Origin of the sequence: Pseudarthrobacter sp. PS3-L1, from assembly GCF_030063285.1 — a bacterium.
GTDB lineage: Bacteria > Actinomycetota > Actinomycetes > Actinomycetales > Micrococcaceae > Arthrobacter.
Genome location: NZ_JASISU010000004.1, coordinates 260,319 through 275,156, shown reverse-complemented (window position 1 = coordinate 275,156; position 14,838 = coordinate 260,319). Strand labels below are relative to the sequence as shown.

The window sequence follows — 14,838 nt, the reverse complement described above, 5'->3', positions numbered from 1 at the left end:
CCTTTGGGCCTCGGATTGGCGGCAGCCTGGCTCGTACCACGGCGACAAAAGAATCAGGCCTGGCCCCGGAGCTGGCCGTCAGCCGGACGCTCCGCGTGAAACCGCAATGCTGTGTCAACGAGGGAGACGCGACTCAGGGCCGAGACGCCGGCGAGCGGAATCCATGCAGCGTGGGTAGTGCTGCCATTGACCTCGTGCGTAAGATCACCACCAACAACCGTTGCCTCGTAGACAATCCTGAGCGCTTCCATGGGGTTCGCTCCGCCATCAAATCGGGCTGCAGCCGGCCAATGCCCGACATCGACACCCAGCATGGTCCCGATCCGGGCGTGGTAGCCGGTTTCTTCGAAGATTTCACGACGGCAGCCGTCGACCGGGTGCTCCCCCAGGTCCAGTCCACCGCCCGGCAGTGTCCAGCCTTCCTTCCCATCCTGCTTCCAGTACGCCAACAGGATGGCGTCATCACGCAGGATCACACCGTAAGCGGCGGGTCGGGTGTCAAAAACTAAAGCCATCCCGACAGCCTAACGTCATGGCGAGCATGCTCATTCTTCACGACGACCGGACACCGGCCTACTGTTGGACTGTGACTAATCTGGAGCGCAACCCTCAGGAACAGACCTGCCCACCTGGAACCCTGAGGACTCCACCGCCGGGGCCTGCCTGCGGCTGTGGCCAGAACGCGAGGTCCCGCTTGGTGGAGTCCGCGCCATGAACGTGCAGCGGACTCTGCCCCAACGGGGCCTTCCTACTGTTGGGGCATGGTGTTTCCTTGACAGCTTTGGCCCTGACCGCACCGCCATGACAGTGCTGCCCCATCCGCATACTGGGCTGCAGACAGTAACCTGGCCGCTGGCGGGCACCATCAGGCACCGGGACAGCGTGGGCACCGATGTCCTGGTCCGCCCTGGTGAACTGAACATCATGACCGCGGGCCGAGGCGTCTCGCATTCTGAGTTCGCTGTCCTCTCCGAATCTGCCGCGTCCGCGGATGACGCCGGGCAGCTTCGGATCCAGCGCGGCCTGCAGCTGTGGGTAGCGCTGCCAGCGGAGCACAGGCACCGCGCGCCATCCTTTGAACAGCACAAAAATCTGCCGGTAGCATCCAGCCAGGGGTTTTCGGCAACCGTCATGGTGGGCACGTTCGCCGGAATTACCTCTCCAGCCACCATGTACTCGGCGATCGTGGGAGCAGACATCGAGTGCGCAGGCCGGGCACTCATCCCGCTCGATCAGCACTTTGAACACGCCATCCTGGTGCTGGACGGCGGGGCTGTGATTGATGGCACCAGGATAGAACCTGGACCATTGGCCTACCTCGGTTCAGGCCGTGAGACGCTCGCGTGGGATGCCGACCCAGGCACTCGTCTGCTGCTGATCGGTGGCGAGCCTTTTGAGGAGGAACTGCTGATGTGGTGGAACTTTGTGGGTCGCACCCACGAGGAAGTTGCACAGGCCCGCGAAGAATGGGAGGCCCAGGCACATCTTTCGGACCCTGAGGATCAGGCTGCCCGCTTTGGATTCGTGGCAGGGCACGGTCCGGGTTCAGGTCCGCAGGAAGGCCGCATTCCAGCGCCTCCCCTGCCAAGTGTCAGGCTGAGCCCCCGCAGGCGGTCGTGATCCTCGCCGTCCCCACCTCTTAGTCTGATTCGGCCACCAGCTGGAGCACACCAAAGACAGGGTCCTGATCAAGGATCCGCACATCGGTGATGCCCTGGGCTTCCAGAGCCTCCCGGAACGAGTCCTGGAGCATGGTGACGTTCATTCCCAGGCCACTGCCCAGGATCACCGGACCATCGATTCCGAGTTTGCGAAGTGCCCGTCCGGCGAGGGCTGCCAGATCCTGACCGGCCTGGCGGACCAGTACCTTGCTTGGCTGGTGTCCTGCCTCGGCAGCATCAACCACCAGGCGTCCCTGCTGCGCCCAGAACCGTCTGCCGGTATCGGGGCTGTGAAACATGGCGATCAGTTTGTTCGGGTCATCCACGTTGCAGGCCACCAGAAGCGATTCCGTGAGCTGGTCCGGGTCCAGTCCGTCATTCATTCGAGCCAGGCTGTGACGGACGGCCTCACGCCCAAGCCAGTACCCGCTGCCCTCGTCCCCCAGCAGGTAACCCCAGCCCCCAGCCCGGGCTTCCTCACCGTTGGCGTTCTTCCCCCAGGCTGCTGACCCTGTCCCGGCAATGACTGCCACGCCGGTCCTTGCACCCCCGGCAGCCAACAGGAGCCGCGAATCATGAACAACAGTGGTAGGCACACCCGGCACGCAGGCATTGATCAGGGCCGCGAGCGCAGCAGCATCTTCGGCCGTGTCGATTCCGCCAGCCCCGGCGTAGACACGGTCCACGCCCTGATTTCCGAGCCTGCCGAAAAGCTCGGCAAGGTTCTCCGCCGCCTGTTCTTGGCTGACGTTCTGGACGTTGGCGCTGCCAGCCACAATGTCCGCCACCACATGGCCGTCCTCAAAACGCACGCCGCGGGTCTTGGTGCCACCAATATCGAGCCCTATCACCACAAAAGCGGTGTCGCGTTCAGCAGCTGCCGATCCGTTGGGGAGCGGGAAGTCTTTGGCGTCCTGGGTATCCACGAGAACAGACTACTGAATGCTGGCTCCATCGGTGCAATACGCTGCGTCATCCAGGATTCTGAAGGCTGCTCGGCTCATGTCGACTCTGGACCCAGGTGGCAAGGAGATCAGGGCCCTCCTGCAGAACAAGCTGGCGGAAGAGGCGAACCGGGTCAGGTTCAGCAGCAGTTCCTCCGATCCGCCATGCCAGTCCGATCTCACGGTAGGCGAGGGGTGAGTCAAGGGGCACTTCCACACACTGCAGCGCGATCGGGGCTGCGGCGGTCATTGTCCCCCTGGCTGTCGCGGCAAGGCCGGGATTCGGATGTCCGGCCCGGGGCAGGATACTGACACCGAGCCCAGCGGAAACCAGTCCGCGCACGGTGTGGGTGTCCTGGCTCTCAAAGGCGACTCGTGGCTGCAGTCCGGCCGCCCTGAAAATGGCGTCAGTCAGTGAACGCATGCCATAACCGTGGCCCATTGCAACAAAAGGGTCCTCGCTGATGTCCACTGCCGTCACTGCCGTGGAGCCTGCCAAACGGTGTCCGGCGTTCAGGACCACGCACAGCGGCTCCCGGTACAGGACAGCTGATGCGAGCGAGCGGCTTGGGGCTGCCACCGGAGCGGTGAACGCCAAGTCAGCCTCGCCACGGACCAGTTGCGTCAGGCAGTCGTTCCGAGCGCCCTGCCTGAGGTCGAATTCAGTCTGCGGATACGGCCGCCGGAACGCGCCGATCAACAACGGCAGAGTGGCCTCGCCAAACGTGTGTTGGAACGTCACACGAACGCGGCCCCGCACCACTCCTGAATGCTGCCTGACACTTTCCAGGCCTTCCTGGACCGCACTCAATGCGCTTTCCAAGTAGGGGACAAGGACTCTCGCTGCCGGAGTCAAACGGACTCCACGTCCCTCCCGAACCAACAGATCCACGCCTACGACGGCGGAGGCACGGGCCAGGGCCCGGCTCACGGTTGACTGCGGCAAGCCAAGGTGCGCGGCCGTCTCGGATACATGCTCACTGGCGGCAATGGCTGTCAGTAGCGGGAGAAGAGGCAGCAGCTGGACCAGCTGCTGGTAGTCCAGCCGGCGGTCCTCAAGGGAAGCCAACGGTGTATGTTCTGGCGATTCGGGGAACTGCCCTGGAGCGCGGCCGTGATGGGACCCGGGTTGGGGTTCAGCGCGAATGTTGCTGTCCATCGGTTGCTCGGGCCTCCTGATGTGCTTTCATCCTGATTTTGCATGAAATATGGAAGAAGAATGCATTTGAAGCATAGACTCTGGCTGCTTACGCTCAGGTTATGTCCTCTTCGAGCCCCACATCAGCGCTGTCGCATTCCCCGGATTCCGCTCCGCTGTGGGAAGGACACCCCAAAGGGTCTCGAGCCTACCGCCGTATCCTGGCTGGCCTCGGCTTTGCAGGCCTGGCAACATTCGCCCAGCTCTACTCAACCCAATCGGCGCTTCCCACCATTGCCGCAGACCTGGGCACCACCGCTGCCGGTGCTGGACTCACTGTCTCGGCAGCCACACTGGGCCTGGCAGCCGCCGTGATCCCCTGGTCCTTCATTGCAGACAGGACGGGACGGACCAGGGCGATGGCAATCGCGATCATCTCCGCAACAATCCTTGGCTTCTTGGTGCCTCTCTCCGGTTCCCTGGAAGTCCTCCTTGCGTTCCGGTTCGTCGAAGGCATGGCCCTGGGCGGGATTCCTGCCGTTGCGATTGCCTACCTCAATGAGGAAGTCAGCCGCGGGCACGCCGCTGTGGCTGCCGGGACCTACGTTGCCGGCACCACCCTGGGAGGCCTTACCGGGCGCTTGATAGCAGGGCCGGCCGCTGACATCTGGGGCTGGCGGGCCGGAACCCTGGCTGTGACCTGCGTGGCGGGACTCGCAGCGATTGTCTTCCTCCTGCTGCTCCCCCGCTCCCGTGGCTTCACGCCTTCGGGCGGCGCCGGCTTCCGGGCGTCACTGCTGGTGCTCGCCTCGCACCTCCGCACCCCTGGCCTCGTGGTGATCTATGCGCAGGCTTTCCTCCTCATGGGAGGCTTCGTCACCGTCTACAACTACCTCGGATTCCGCCTGGCCGGACCCGCCTTCGGGCTGTCAGGGACGGTTGTGAGCCTGATTTTCCTCGCGTACCTGTCCGGTACCGTGTCATCCCGATGGGCAGCCGGACTCACTCTGAGACACGGACGACGGCGGGTCCTCCTCTGCGGTTCGGCCCTGATGGCCGCCGGTCTGGTCGCCACCCTGAGCACCATGTTGCCGGTGGTCCTGGGTGGCCTGGTGGTTTTCACCGCCGGATTCTTTGCAGCACACGGTGTCGCATCTGGCTGGGCCGGCGCCCTGCCCAGTCGCGGCCGCGGGCAGTCCGCCTCGCTGTACAACCTTGCCTACTACCTGGGCTCCAGCATCGTAGGGTGGGCCGGTGGACTTGTGTTCCAGTGGCTGGGCTGGAGTGCACTGGTGGTGGGGACTCTCTTCCTGACAGTGCTAGCAGCCTTGCTGATGGTGCTGGTCAGGCCCCAAGGTTCAGGAAGTGCCCGGCACTGAGCAGCACGGGAGACGCATGCAACGCGGGCAGCAGCAGATTCGGCATGAACCAGCAGCTACGCACTGAATTCCGCCTAGGCAGCGCGCGGATCCGCTGATGATTATTCGGCAGAGTGGCGTTCCGCGCATCAGTTAGGCGCACAAGGCCCCCTAGGATGAATGGACACGATCCTGGAGGAGGACCTGTGAGTATTCCAAAACCCCACCGTGCTGGTGCCCAGCACCATGAGCCCCTTGACGCCATCGATGAGCGCCTGCTGGGCGCACTGGTAGACGATGCCCGGATTTCCAACAAGCAGCTAGCCGAGCTGGTGGGCATCGCTCCTTCCACGGCCCTCATGCGGACGCGCGCGCTCTCTGAGCGCGGCATCGTCGAGGGGTTTGAGGCAAAACTGAACCTTTCCGCCGTCGGGCGTTCTGTCCAGGCCCTCGTGGCTGTCCGGCTGAGGGCACATGACAGGGATCAGATTGACAGGTTTACGGCCCGGGTCCCCAGGCTCCCGGCTGTACTTTCAACGTTCCACACCTCCGGATCTGTGGACTACCTGCTGCACATCGCCGTAGCCAGCACGGAGGATCTTCGGGACTGGGTGCTGGACAACCTGGCCACTGATCCGGTGGTGGGCCACACGGAAACAACCCTGGTCTTTGCCCATATTCAGGGGAACCACGGCCCCCTGCCCGAATAGCAGATGGTCCGCTTGGCACGAGGTCTAAGCAGCTGCCGACGCGCTATCCCTGGTAGATGAGCTCCTGGCGGGGCATGGAGCGGCGGCCCGCCCGGAAGGCAACCCACGCCAGGATGAGCCCAGCAAGACCACAGAGCCCAGCAAAGACATTCACGGCGGCGGCGGTGCCAAACTGTGTAGCTGCCCACCCGAGGCCGAGCACGGGGACGGCACTGCCCAGGTACGTGATGACGTAAACGGTGCTGATGATCTGTGCGTGGCTGGATGCTTCCACTTTCCCTGCCACGTCATTGAAGACCGTACGGAAGGAAATGCCCTGGCCCAGGCCAGCCATGATGGAGGCAAACACCAGAAGGAATGGGTTGGCCAGCATCAGCGAGACGGCCATGAGTACCACCGACAATCCCAGGACTGTCAGCCCGATTGGCACGACAAACCTGCCCCGAACAGCCAGGAGCTGACTGAGCGCAGAAGCTGCCAGCGTGGTTCCGGCCAGAAGACCGACGACGGGGCGTGAATCGATGTCCAGGACGTGGGCAACATAGCCTGGCGCCAAGGACAGGCAGAAGCCAAAGATACTGAAGCTCAGGAATCCCACGAGCGACGCCAGCCAGAAGGCCCCGCGGGCCTCACGCGATACAGCAGGCCGGCGCGGAGCCAACACGCGGAACGTCTGGCCTTCAGCATTGATGGCCGGCCGTGCCTTGACCAGGTAGAGCGGGATGAGCAGCAGCAGCAAGATGGCGGAGTGCACGGCGAAGGGGGCCGACGTCGGGCCTGGCAGCTGAGAGAGGACTCCGCCGATAGCGGGACCAGCCGCAACACCCCCAGCCGACGCGAGCAGCGTGAAGCGAGAGGCCCACTCCGGACGCGACGGCAGCAATTCCCGCAAGGCTGCAGCGCTGGCACCGGTGGCGAGCGCCACCGCAACACCCTGAAGTGCCCGGCCGACGGAGAGCATCAGCAGGTTCCCTGCAAACGCGAAAACGATCCCGCCCGTCAGTCCGACCAGTACGGCGAGCAGAAGCGCGGCACGGCGGCCGATGTGATCGGACCAGTGGCCAGCTGCCAGAAGGGTAACAATCAGCGACAGGACGTAGCTGACAAACGCCACCGTGGTGCCCAGCGAGGTAAGCCCCAGCTGCTGCTGCAGGAGCGGATATAGCGGCGTGGCCAAGTTGGCCCCGATGAGGAGCATGAAAATAACAGCACCTGTCAGGACCAGCCGCGCCGTCCGGGAGGCATCCCATCCGGTGTGCAGCGCAGCAGAGGGCTGCATTCTCAATTCACTCAGTACTGTCATGTGGTGCCTTTGCGCGTCCGGGCGCGGCATCCGTAAGATGCCGGACCTGGTGAGTCGGGGATACCTCCACAATCCGTCATGGCGGCACTTATAGACCTACTATTGAGGATAAATTGAGCGAAATACTCAATCACTTGTCCCATCTATGACCTGGAGTGATGGTTTGACCAGTCTGGACGCCACAGATATGAAAATTCTGCTCGAATTGATCCGCGACCCGCGGATCCAGATTGCCGAGCTCAGCACCGGACTGGGCATTGCCCGCAATACCGCACAGACCCGCGTTCGCCGGATGTTGCGTTCGGGGGTTCTTCATGACGGCGGCCGGGAGATCGACCTCGAGGCAGTGGGATACGACGTCGTAGCCTTCATCACCATTGAGGTCAACCACCGGGAACTCGATGGGGTCATCGGTTCCCTGCGGCTGATCTCACAGGTACTGGAAGTCCACGAGATCTCGGGACGCGGAGATGTTTGGTGCCGGATCGTGGCCACAGATACCCATAACTTGCAAGCAGCCCTCCGCTCTGTTTTGCGTATCAAGGGAGTGATCAGGACGGAAACGGTCCTGGCGCTGCATACACATATTCCTTACCGCACCGAGCCGCTGATCAGCAGGCTCGCACAGGGAACCACCATCAAACCGGCGCCAGCGCCACGGTAATCCGACTAGGATTCTATGATGCCCGGATGCTGTCCACAGTCCCCGGCGCACAGGACCAAACGGGAAGCAGATCATGACCATTATCGACAATGCCGTGTACGTCAACGGCATCCGTGCGGCAGAACCGAAAAACCTGGAACAGACCTTTGAGACTCTTGCCCAACATGGCGGCATGGCCTGGATTGGCCTCTACCGGCCAACCACTCATGAGATGTCTGCAGTTGCCCAGGAATTCGGCTTGCACGAACTGGCTGTCGAGGATGCCATCTCTGCCCACCAGAGGCCCAAGCTTGAGCGGTACGGCAGCAGCCTGTTCACAGTCCTGCGCCCTGCCCGCTACCTGGATGCGGAAGAGACAGTGGAATTTGGCGAACTCCATATTTTTATTGGACCGAACTTCGTGGTGACGGTCCGGCACGCAGAGATGGCAGGCGTCGGACGCGTGCGGCAGCGGCTTGAGAACTCACCCGAACTGTTGAATCACGGCCCCGAAACTGTCCTCTACGCCCTGCTCGACCAAATTGTGGATGACTACATGCCAGTCATCGCCGGACTGCAGAATGATATTGACGAGATCGAAGATCAGCTGTTCAGCAATGACTCCACCGTCTCGCGCCGTATTTACGAGTTGGCCCGCGAAGTGATCCAGTTCCAACGCGCCATCCATCCGCTGCCGGACATGATCCAGCAGCTCAACAGGGGTTTCGAGAAATACGCTGTGACAGAGGAACTCCAGCACAACCTCCGCGACGTCCAGGACCATGTCCAACGCGTTATCTCGCGTGCAGACTCGTTCCGGGATCTCCTCCAGAACGCCCTGACCCTGGACGGCACGTTGACGGCCAACCGCCAGAACGAAGCAAGCGCCGAGCAAAACGAACAGGTCAAGAAGATCTCTTCCTGGGCTGCCATCTTCTTTGCCCCATCCTTCGTCGCAGGCGTTTACGGAATGAATTTTGATGAAATGCCCGAACTGCACTGGACCTTTGGCTATCCCATGGCCATCTGCATCATGATTGCCATTGCGGGGCTGATGTATGTGATCTTCAAGAAAAAGGGCTGGCTGTAGGGGCACTCGTGTTCCGCGCCCAGGTGGCGAGAGTGCAGGCCGGGGGCGGTGAACCGCCCACGCCGAACAGCGGAAGCGCACCTCACGTGCCACTGGCCCTGCTGCTGTTTTCAGCTCTCCGACGGTAGAACCGTCCAGGACGAGCCCGGCGCGGTCATGTCGTCCTGACATGGTCCCACCAGCGACCCTGTCTACTTCAGGGTCCAGCACGGCAGAGTGTCCGGAGCACACAGGTCCCCTCTTGGCCTATTTGACTGTCAGCACCGGGTTCGTGGGTGGCTTCGATGAATTGACCTGCAATCCAACTGTGACTTTCTGGCCCGCGGACAGTTTGGTGGTCCAGCCCGATCCTGTGCAGGTGACTGAGGTCTTGGGGATCGCTGTGCATGTCACCCCCCAGGAGTTTGCGATCCCTGAGACGTTTGGGTCCTTCCACGTGATGGACCATGCAGGAACGGACTTCAGTGCCGTGACATCAAGGCTGGCAACGTATCCACCGTTCCATGAACTGGTGAGCCTCCACAACGCGCTGACCGAGGTCCCTGTCGACGGCGTCGGTCCTGATGTTGCGGTCGGCGAGGGACGTGGCGTCGGCACAGTGGCACTAGGCGAGGGAGACGGCTTTACAGGGGCAGTCTGGGAAGGCCCTGGGGTGGGCGTCGCTCCTGGAACTGCTTTCAGGACAGGCGCAAGCGCTGCAAGTTTTGCGGCTTCAGGGGTTCGCCAATCACTCTTGACCAGGCCTCCTGTAACGCCAGAGTTCGGATTGAATGACCAGTAGGCAAAGCTCATTTTGTTTGCCTCAAGGTATGACACGATCGACGCCATCCACTGCCTGTCGGATTCCGTTTGCAAAGCGGAGCCGAACTCTCCAAGGAGTACTGGCGCAATACCCTTCTTCTGCAGATAACCCCAATTCCTGTCCCAGACCGCTGGCAGGTTGGCCGGGTACGTGGGATCACTGAACCATTTCTGTGGGAAGAGAGACCCTGGGTAGTCGTGTGGCGAGTACACAACCCGCCCTGGAACCTTGAGAATTACTGGCTTGGCGCCGACGTCTGCGAGGCCACCACCCCACCACGTCCCGCCAGCTGTCGCTTGATTTTCAATACCTTCGATAATGATCAGGAGATTTGGATTTGACTCCAGAACGGCGTTGCCACCACGGGTCGAAGCAGCGTGCCAGTCGGTGGACGCCTTACCACCCCAGGTAGCTGCACCTGCTGGTTCGTTGTGCAGGTCTGCGCCAATCACTGTCGAATCATCCCGATAGCGCTTCGCGAGCATTTTCCAATCGGAGATCCACGTAGTCTCCGGCACAGCCGAGGTGTACCAGAGCGGCGACTGATCCGCTGACATTGGCCGGTGGCGGTCCAGGATGATCTTTAGTCCGTTGGCCTTCGCCCGGGCAACAATGGTGTCCAAGACATCGAGGGGTCTCTTACCCTCTAGGTTGTAGGCCCTGTTGGCCCAATAGTTGACACTGCCCTTTATTGACGTTGCGGCAAGGCACTCGTTGGAGAACGGCAGTCGGACAGTATTGAAACCCATCGACTTGATGGAAGCCAGGGCCTCATCGATGGTCAGGGTGCCCCACAGGCCATGTGGAACGCAGTCCGCAGTTTCGAGACCGAACCAGGATGTTGCCTTGATCGTGTAGGGCTTGTTGTTCGAGTCCATGATGGTTCCGCCATCAGTGTGCAGCCATCCGGTGGCTGCGGGCGTAACGTCCGCCGCCCGCTCAGCACTGAACGTCTCAGCAGCAGGCCCTGCGCATCCAGAGATTGCCAGCAGCCCCGCCATAGCACTCGCGGCCATCGTCAGTGCCCCCTTCCGCCATGAACCTGGGCGATGACGACGTCGCTGACCAGCCGAGAATTGTTCCTGCAATCTTTCCTCCATACGTCGGGGCAACGAAGCTCCCGACTCCCCTGCAACGACACGCGCGTCCAGGGACTGGGCTTCTTACCCCAAGAGTATGTGTGCGGATGCTGGAAAACCGCTCCTCGCCGCGCATATTACGGTTCAGGCTATGGTCGATCAGTGGCAGATGTAGCCACGGTGTATCTTCATTCCACGCGCAGGGGTACAACCCCTGCAATCTGTGGAGCTAAGGAGATTCGAACTCCTGACCTCTTCGATGCGAACGAAGCGCTCTACCAACTGAGCTATAGCCCCGGGTCCGGAACGTGTGTGCTTAGGCTACAAATATTTCAGCTGCAGCGCGAATCACAGCCACGGCGCAGGCGATCAGGCCCGGCGCCGCTGGAGGACATCATCAAGATTGCCGAGGGCCGTTGCCCGCTGGGCCACCGAGTCGGCCTGTTCTGCACCCGCTGGCTGCTTCAACAAGGGCTTGCCCGCCGCCTTGGGGGCCTCGGGCAGGTCAAGGGGCTGCGGCGCAGCCCTTGGAGCCTTAGCAGCAGCAACGTACACGGGCTTCGGTACCTCTACCGGCTCCCACTCCCGTCCTTGAAACTGGAGTCCTGCGGCCACATCAGGATTCGCGGACGGCTGGGGTGTTTCGACAGCGGCACCCTCTGCCACGACCATTGCCGCTTCACGCAGTTCCGCAGCGGTAAACGGTACCGCAGGTTCCGGCGCCTCTGCGTTAAACAGCTCGGCGTCGGATCCCTGGTGTAGGTCAGTGGTGTCACCCTCTGTTGGCGGGGCGTCTTCCGGGGAAGTAGCGGCCTCCTGGCGGAGGTTCGCGGAGTGGCTACCCGACGGACCCATCGCCGACCGGAAGGCAGCATCGACTTTCCGGCTGCGGTCCCGCATCGCGAGTGTACGCAAGACGGCAACTGCGCCGCCGGCTACCAGGAACGCCATGGCCGAAAGCAAAGCGTTACCACCGCCCACCAGCATGAGCAGGGCAGAGACGAGGCTGGTCAACAAGGCCACAACACCGACCAAAAAAATAGCCATGCGGTCGTAGCGGATGCGAAGCGGGGCAGGGGAAGCCTTCCGGTCTGAGACGACGTCGCGGATGGGCTTACTCGTCCCGCTGTTGCCGTGGCTCGGCTCCATGGTTTTCTCCTGCTGTGGTGCAACATTGAAGACTGCGCCGGCGGGAGGCTCCCGACGGGGTTCCGGAAAGCTCTCTCCGGGGGCATCAGCCGCTGCGGCCAGTAATTGGCTTGATCGATTCCTGAGGACAAAGGGGGCGACCCAAAAAATCCACAGCAAAAAAGCAACAACGAAGATCACTGAGCTGCTTAGGGGAAAGTCCACAGTCAAAACGTTAGGAGCAATGATGGTGACCGGTGCGCATTAGCTCCGGTGTGTCGTGTGGAAGCTGCTCCCCGCACGCGATCACCGTCGCGATGACAGAAACCTCGCAAGGACCCCGTCCGGGAAATCTTCTGCAGTGAGGGCAAAACTGCGGTGGTCTGCCCATTCCCCATCGATGTGGAGATACCTGCGACGCACGCCTTCATCCCTGAATCCAAGCTTCTCGACGACCCGCAGGCTTGGAGCGTTCTCCGGCCGGATGTTGATTTCCATTCTGTGCAGGCCAAGGCCCTGGAAACAGTAGTCGGTTGCCATGGCCACCGCGGTCGGCACAATACCGCGCCCTGCCCTGGCCTGATCCACCCAGTATCCAAGGGTGGCCGTGAGGGCTGATCCCCAAAGAATCGAAGAAACCGTGAGCTGCCCTACAATAACCGGATTGCGGTGCCCAGGGGCCACTTCCGTGATCAGGAAGGGAAGGGCGGTGGACTGGGCCGCCTGTACCTTGAGCCCCCGCACCATCTGGCGGTAATTGGGAAGGCCGCCACCGGGGGCCGGATTGGAAGCTTCCCACGGCGCCAACCAGACGTTGTTACGCGATCTTACGGCCATCCACTCGCCTTTGTCTCGGTAGTGGATGGGCCGTAGGCCAATGTCTCCTGACCGCAGCGTGACCGGCCACACCGGGCCGATCGCCACAGGAGTTTACTTGGCCAGGCCGGCGGTGAAGCCGGGGAGCCACTCGCGAAGACCGGGGCCCAGGTCTTCGCTGTCGATGGCGAGCTGCACACATGCCTTGAGGTAACTCAGTTTATCCCCGGTGTCGTAGCGCCGTCCGCGGAACACGACGCCGTAGACACCGCTTCCCTCACCTTCGCCCGCCGCAAGTTCCTGCAGCGCGTCGGTGAGCTGAATCTCATTGCCACGGCCTGGAGCGGTGTGCTCAAGGACCTCGAAGACTGAGGGGTGCAGGACGTAGCGTCCAATCACTGCAAGGTTGGAGGGTGCGTCCGCGACGTCCGGCTTTTCAACCAACTTGTTGATTCGGACGTAGTTCTCGCCCTCAACAACGGAAATGTCGGCGCATCCATAGGCACTGATCTGTGACGGCTCTACTTCGATCAGAGCAACGACAGAGCCGCCGGTCTTTGCCTGCACGTCAATCATGACGCTGAGGAGCTCATCACGGGCGTCGATCAGGTCATCACCCAGAAGAACCGCGAATGGCTCGTCTCCCACGTGCTGCTTTGCACGCAATACGGCATGCCCGAGGCCCATGGGATCACCCTGGCGGACGTAGTGGATATCTCCCAGCTTTGTCGCAGCCTGGACGGAGGCGAGCTTGGTCTTGTCGCCCTTGGCCTCAAGCGTGGCTTCCAGCGCCGGGACCCTGTCGAAGTGGTCCTCCAGCGCACGCTTGCTGCGGCCGGTGATCATCAGGACATCCGTCAGCCCTACTGAGACGGCTTCTTCCACCACGTACTGGATGGCAGGTTTGTCCACCACCGGGAGCATTTCTTTGGGCATGGCCTTGGTAGCCGGAAGGAACCGGGTCCCGAGGCCCGCTGCGGGAATGACGGCCTTACGCACGCGAGTGTTATGTGTAGTCACTGGACTAATGTAACGGAGACAGGTTCCATCCCGAAATGTGCTCACTATGCAGAGCAAAACATCAGCTTTCGACTCAGGGGAGGATGGCCAACGATGCCTAGCCCAGGCAGCAATCCCATTTCAGCGGCCAAGGCCCAGTTGCGTACCCGGCATCGAACAGCCCGTCGCGGGCTGACTCCTGAAGAGATCGACCTCGCGGAAGCCGGACTTGCCCGGCACGGCCTAGGGTGGATCAAGGGACTCCCTGCCCGGCGCGATGGATTAATCGGCGCGTACCTGGGGGTCGACGTCGAGCCCCCCACAAACGCACTGCTGTGGCAGCTCCATGGTGCTGGCTATACAGTGATGCTGCCGGTCTGCGAACAGCAGGGACTGCTCAGTTGGGTTGCGTGGACACCTTCGACAACTTTTGAGCGCAGCCAGTACGCCCCGGTCCTTGAACCCGTTGGTGTCCGCAGGCCAACGAGCTGGCTACGCCACGCAACGGGGATCCTGGCGCCAGCTACCGCTGTTGATCTTTCCGGCCATCGAGTAGGGCAGGGTGGCGGCTACTACGACAGGTTTTTTGCCTCCCTGGATGCCGGAGCTTTGCCGCCAACCGCTGCAGTTGTCTACACGGCAGAAATCCTTCCCGCAGGCACTATCGCTACAGAATCTTTTGATTTCAGACTGAAGCTGGCACTTACCCCTGATGGCATCACCTCTCTCTGCCCAGATTCCCGGTGCTAGAATTAGCACTCAGGCCCTGAGACTGCCAAAGCACCCACCGGGTGTTGCGGATACTCCTCTAGGAGTTCCACTGGCCGCCAGGACCTTATATCTGTCCATGAGGAGGACCAGTCGTGCCCACGTATGCCTACGCCTGCAAAGATTGCGGCCACGCCTTCGACATCGTTCAGGCGTTCAGCGACAGCACCCTGACCGACTGCCCGGAGTGCGGCGGAACCCTCCGCAAGAAATTCAACAGCGTTGGCGTGGTCTTCAAGGGCTCTGGTTTCTACCGGACAGACTCACGTGAAACCAAAGGGTCAACTGTCGGACCTGCACCAGCGTCGTCTGCTGCACCAGCGCCTGCCGCCCCTACCGCACCGGCACCGGCACCGGCACCGGCACCGGCAAGTACGTCCTAAGCGCAGTACGTTGTCC

The 14,838-nt window shown here is 61.8% G+C and carries 15 protein-coding genes and 1 tRNA gene; 7 read left to right on the top strand and 9 right to left on the bottom strand.

Translation table 11 applies throughout. The features are described from left to right. Window positions 1-53 precede the first annotated feature (53 nt). Complete coding sequence (locus tag QMG79_RS12585) at window positions 54-515, bottom strand: NUDIX hydrolase (RefSeq protein ID WP_283538936.1); 462 nt, start codon at window positions 513-515, stop codon at window positions 54-56. A gap of 196 nt (window positions 516-711) precedes the next feature. Between QMG79_RS12585 and QMG79_RS12580 the strand changes: the two genes are divergently transcribed. Beyond that, entirely contained in the window at window positions 712-1,620 is a 909-nt protein-coding gene (locus QMG79_RS12580) for a pirin family protein (protein ID WP_283538935.1), read from the top strand. A gap of 19 nt (window positions 1,621-1,639) precedes the next feature. Here the strand turns inward: QMG79_RS12580 and QMG79_RS12575 are convergent, their stop codons facing one another. Together QMG79_RS12575 and QMG79_RS12570 are read right to left on the bottom strand one after the other, a co-directional pair. Beyond that, the gene (locus QMG79_RS12575) at window positions 1,640-2,587 is read right to left on the bottom strand and encodes an N-acetylglucosamine kinase (RefSeq protein WP_502934737.1); all 948 of its coding nucleotides are present in this window, start codon (window positions 2,585-2,587) and stop codon (window positions 1,640-1,642) included. A 46-nt stretch (window positions 2,588-2,633) separates the two neighbouring features. After that, a complete protein-coding gene (locus QMG79_RS12570) occupies window positions 2,634-3,764 on the bottom strand; it encodes a LysR family transcriptional regulator (RefSeq protein ID WP_283538934.1) in 1,131 nt (376 codons plus the stop codon). A gap of 101 nt (window positions 3,765-3,865) precedes the next feature. Here QMG79_RS12570 and QMG79_RS12565 point away from each other — a divergent pair, with 101 nt between their 5' ends. Both QMG79_RS12565 and QMG79_RS12560 read left to right on the top strand, forming a co-directional pair. Then, window positions 3,866-5,122 (top strand): MFS transporter, encoded by a 1,257-nt coding sequence (locus QMG79_RS12565; protein WP_283538933.1) that lies wholly within the window; start codon window positions 3,866-3,868, stop codon window positions 5,120-5,122. Between the two features lie 185 nt (window positions 5,123-5,307). Continuing rightward, on the top strand, window positions 5,308-5,811 hold the full coding sequence (locus QMG79_RS12560; RefSeq protein ID WP_283538932.1) for an Lrp/AsnC family transcriptional regulator: 504 nt from the start codon (window positions 5,308-5,310) through the stop codon (window positions 5,809-5,811). A gap of 43 nt (window positions 5,812-5,854) precedes the next feature. Here QMG79_RS12560 and QMG79_RS12555 read toward each other — a convergent pair whose 3' ends face one another. Further along, on the bottom strand, window positions 5,855-7,114 hold the full coding sequence (locus QMG79_RS12555) for an MFS transporter (protein ID WP_283538931.1): 1,260 nt from the start codon (window positions 7,112-7,114) through the stop codon (window positions 5,855-5,857). A 145-nt stretch (window positions 7,115-7,259) separates the two neighbouring features. Here QMG79_RS12555 and QMG79_RS12550 point away from each other — a divergent pair, with 145 nt between their 5' ends. Beyond that, on the top strand, window positions 7,260-7,778 hold the full coding sequence (locus QMG79_RS12550) for an Lrp/AsnC family transcriptional regulator (RefSeq protein WP_283538930.1): 519 nt from the start codon (window positions 7,260-7,262) through the stop codon (window positions 7,776-7,778). 73 nt (window positions 7,779-7,851) lie between these two features. Beyond that, the gene (gene corA / locus QMG79_RS12545) at window positions 7,852-8,847 is read left to right on the top strand and encodes a magnesium/cobalt transporter CorA (protein WP_283538929.1); all 996 of its coding nucleotides are present in this window, start codon (window positions 7,852-7,854) and stop codon (window positions 8,845-8,847) included. Between the two features lie 246 nt (window positions 8,848-9,093). Here corA and QMG79_RS12540 read toward each other — a convergent pair whose 3' ends face one another. From QMG79_RS12540 to galU, 5 genes are all read right to left on the bottom strand, one after another. Further along, the gene (locus QMG79_RS12540) at window positions 9,094-10,665 is read right to left on the bottom strand and encodes a cellulase family glycosylhydrolase (RefSeq protein WP_283538928.1); all 1,572 of its coding nucleotides are present in this window, start codon (window positions 10,663-10,665) and stop codon (window positions 9,094-9,096) included. A gap of 287 nt (window positions 10,666-10,952) precedes the next feature. Continuing rightward, window positions 10,953-11,025, bottom strand: a tRNA-Ala gene (locus QMG79_RS12535). Window positions 11,026-11,097: 72 nt separating this feature from the next. Further along, window positions 11,098-12,081: a hypothetical protein gene (locus QMG79_RS12530; protein ID WP_283538927.1), complete on the bottom strand. Its 984-nt coding sequence runs from the start codon at window positions 12,079-12,081 to the stop codon at window positions 11,098-11,100. A gap of 81 nt (window positions 12,082-12,162) precedes the next feature. Continuing rightward, window positions 12,163-12,780: a GNAT family N-acetyltransferase gene (locus QMG79_RS12525; RefSeq protein WP_283538926.1), complete on the bottom strand. Its 618-nt coding sequence runs from the start codon at window positions 12,778-12,780 to the stop codon at window positions 12,163-12,165. A 6-nt stretch (window positions 12,781-12,786) separates the two neighbouring features. Next, entirely contained in the window at window positions 12,787-13,692 is a 906-nt protein-coding gene (galU, locus tag QMG79_RS12520; protein ID WP_283538925.1) for a UTP--glucose-1-phosphate uridylyltransferase GalU, read from the bottom strand. Window positions 13,693-13,785: 93 nt separating this feature from the next. On the opposite strand from galU, the gene QMG79_RS12515 reads away from it, so the two are divergent. After that, on the top strand, window positions 13,786-14,421 hold the full coding sequence (locus tag QMG79_RS12515) for a 5-formyltetrahydrofolate cyclo-ligase (protein WP_283538924.1): 636 nt from the start codon (window positions 13,786-13,788) through the stop codon (window positions 14,419-14,421). A 113-nt stretch (window positions 14,422-14,534) separates the two neighbouring features. Continuing rightward, window positions 14,535-14,822 (top strand): FmdB family zinc ribbon protein, encoded by a 288-nt coding sequence (locus QMG79_RS12510; protein ID WP_283538923.1) that lies wholly within the window; start codon window positions 14,535-14,537, stop codon window positions 14,820-14,822. Window positions 14,823-14,838 lie beyond the last annotated feature (16 nt).

Bases quoted from the DNA above. Each gene is read 5' to 3' on its own strand.
- QMG79_RS12585 (WP_283538936.1), bottom strand. From the start codon at position 515: ATGGCTTTAGTTTTTGACACCCGACCCGCCGCTTACGGTGTGATCCTG.
- QMG79_RS12580 (WP_283538935.1), top strand. From the start codon at position 712: ATGAACGTGCAGCGGACTCTGCCCCAACGGGGCCTTCCTACTGTTGGG.
- QMG79_RS12570 (WP_283538934.1), bottom strand. From the start codon at position 3,764: ATGGACAGCAACATTCGCGCTGAACCCCAACCCGGGTCCCATCACGGC.
- QMG79_RS12565 (WP_283538933.1), top strand. From the start codon at position 3,866: ATGTCCTCTTCGAGCCCCACATCAGCGCTGTCGCATTCCCCGGATTCC.
- QMG79_RS12555 (WP_283538931.1), bottom strand. From the start codon at position 7,114: ATGACAGTACTGAGTGAATTGAGAATGCAGCCCTCTGCTGCGCTGCAC.
- QMG79_RS12550 (WP_283538930.1), top strand. From the start codon at position 7,260: ATGACCTGGAGTGATGGTTTGACCAGTCTGGACGCCACAGATATGAAA.
- corA (WP_283538929.1), top strand. From the start codon at position 7,852: ATGACCATTATCGACAATGCCGTGTACGTCAACGGCATCCGTGCGGCA.
- QMG79_RS12540 (WP_283538928.1), bottom strand. From the start codon at position 10,665: ATGGCCGCGAGTGCTATGGCGGGGCTGCTGGCAATCTCTGGATGCGCA.
- QMG79_RS12515 (WP_283538924.1), top strand. From the start codon at position 13,786: ATGCCTAGCCCAGGCAGCAATCCCATTTCAGCGGCCAAGGCCCAGTTG.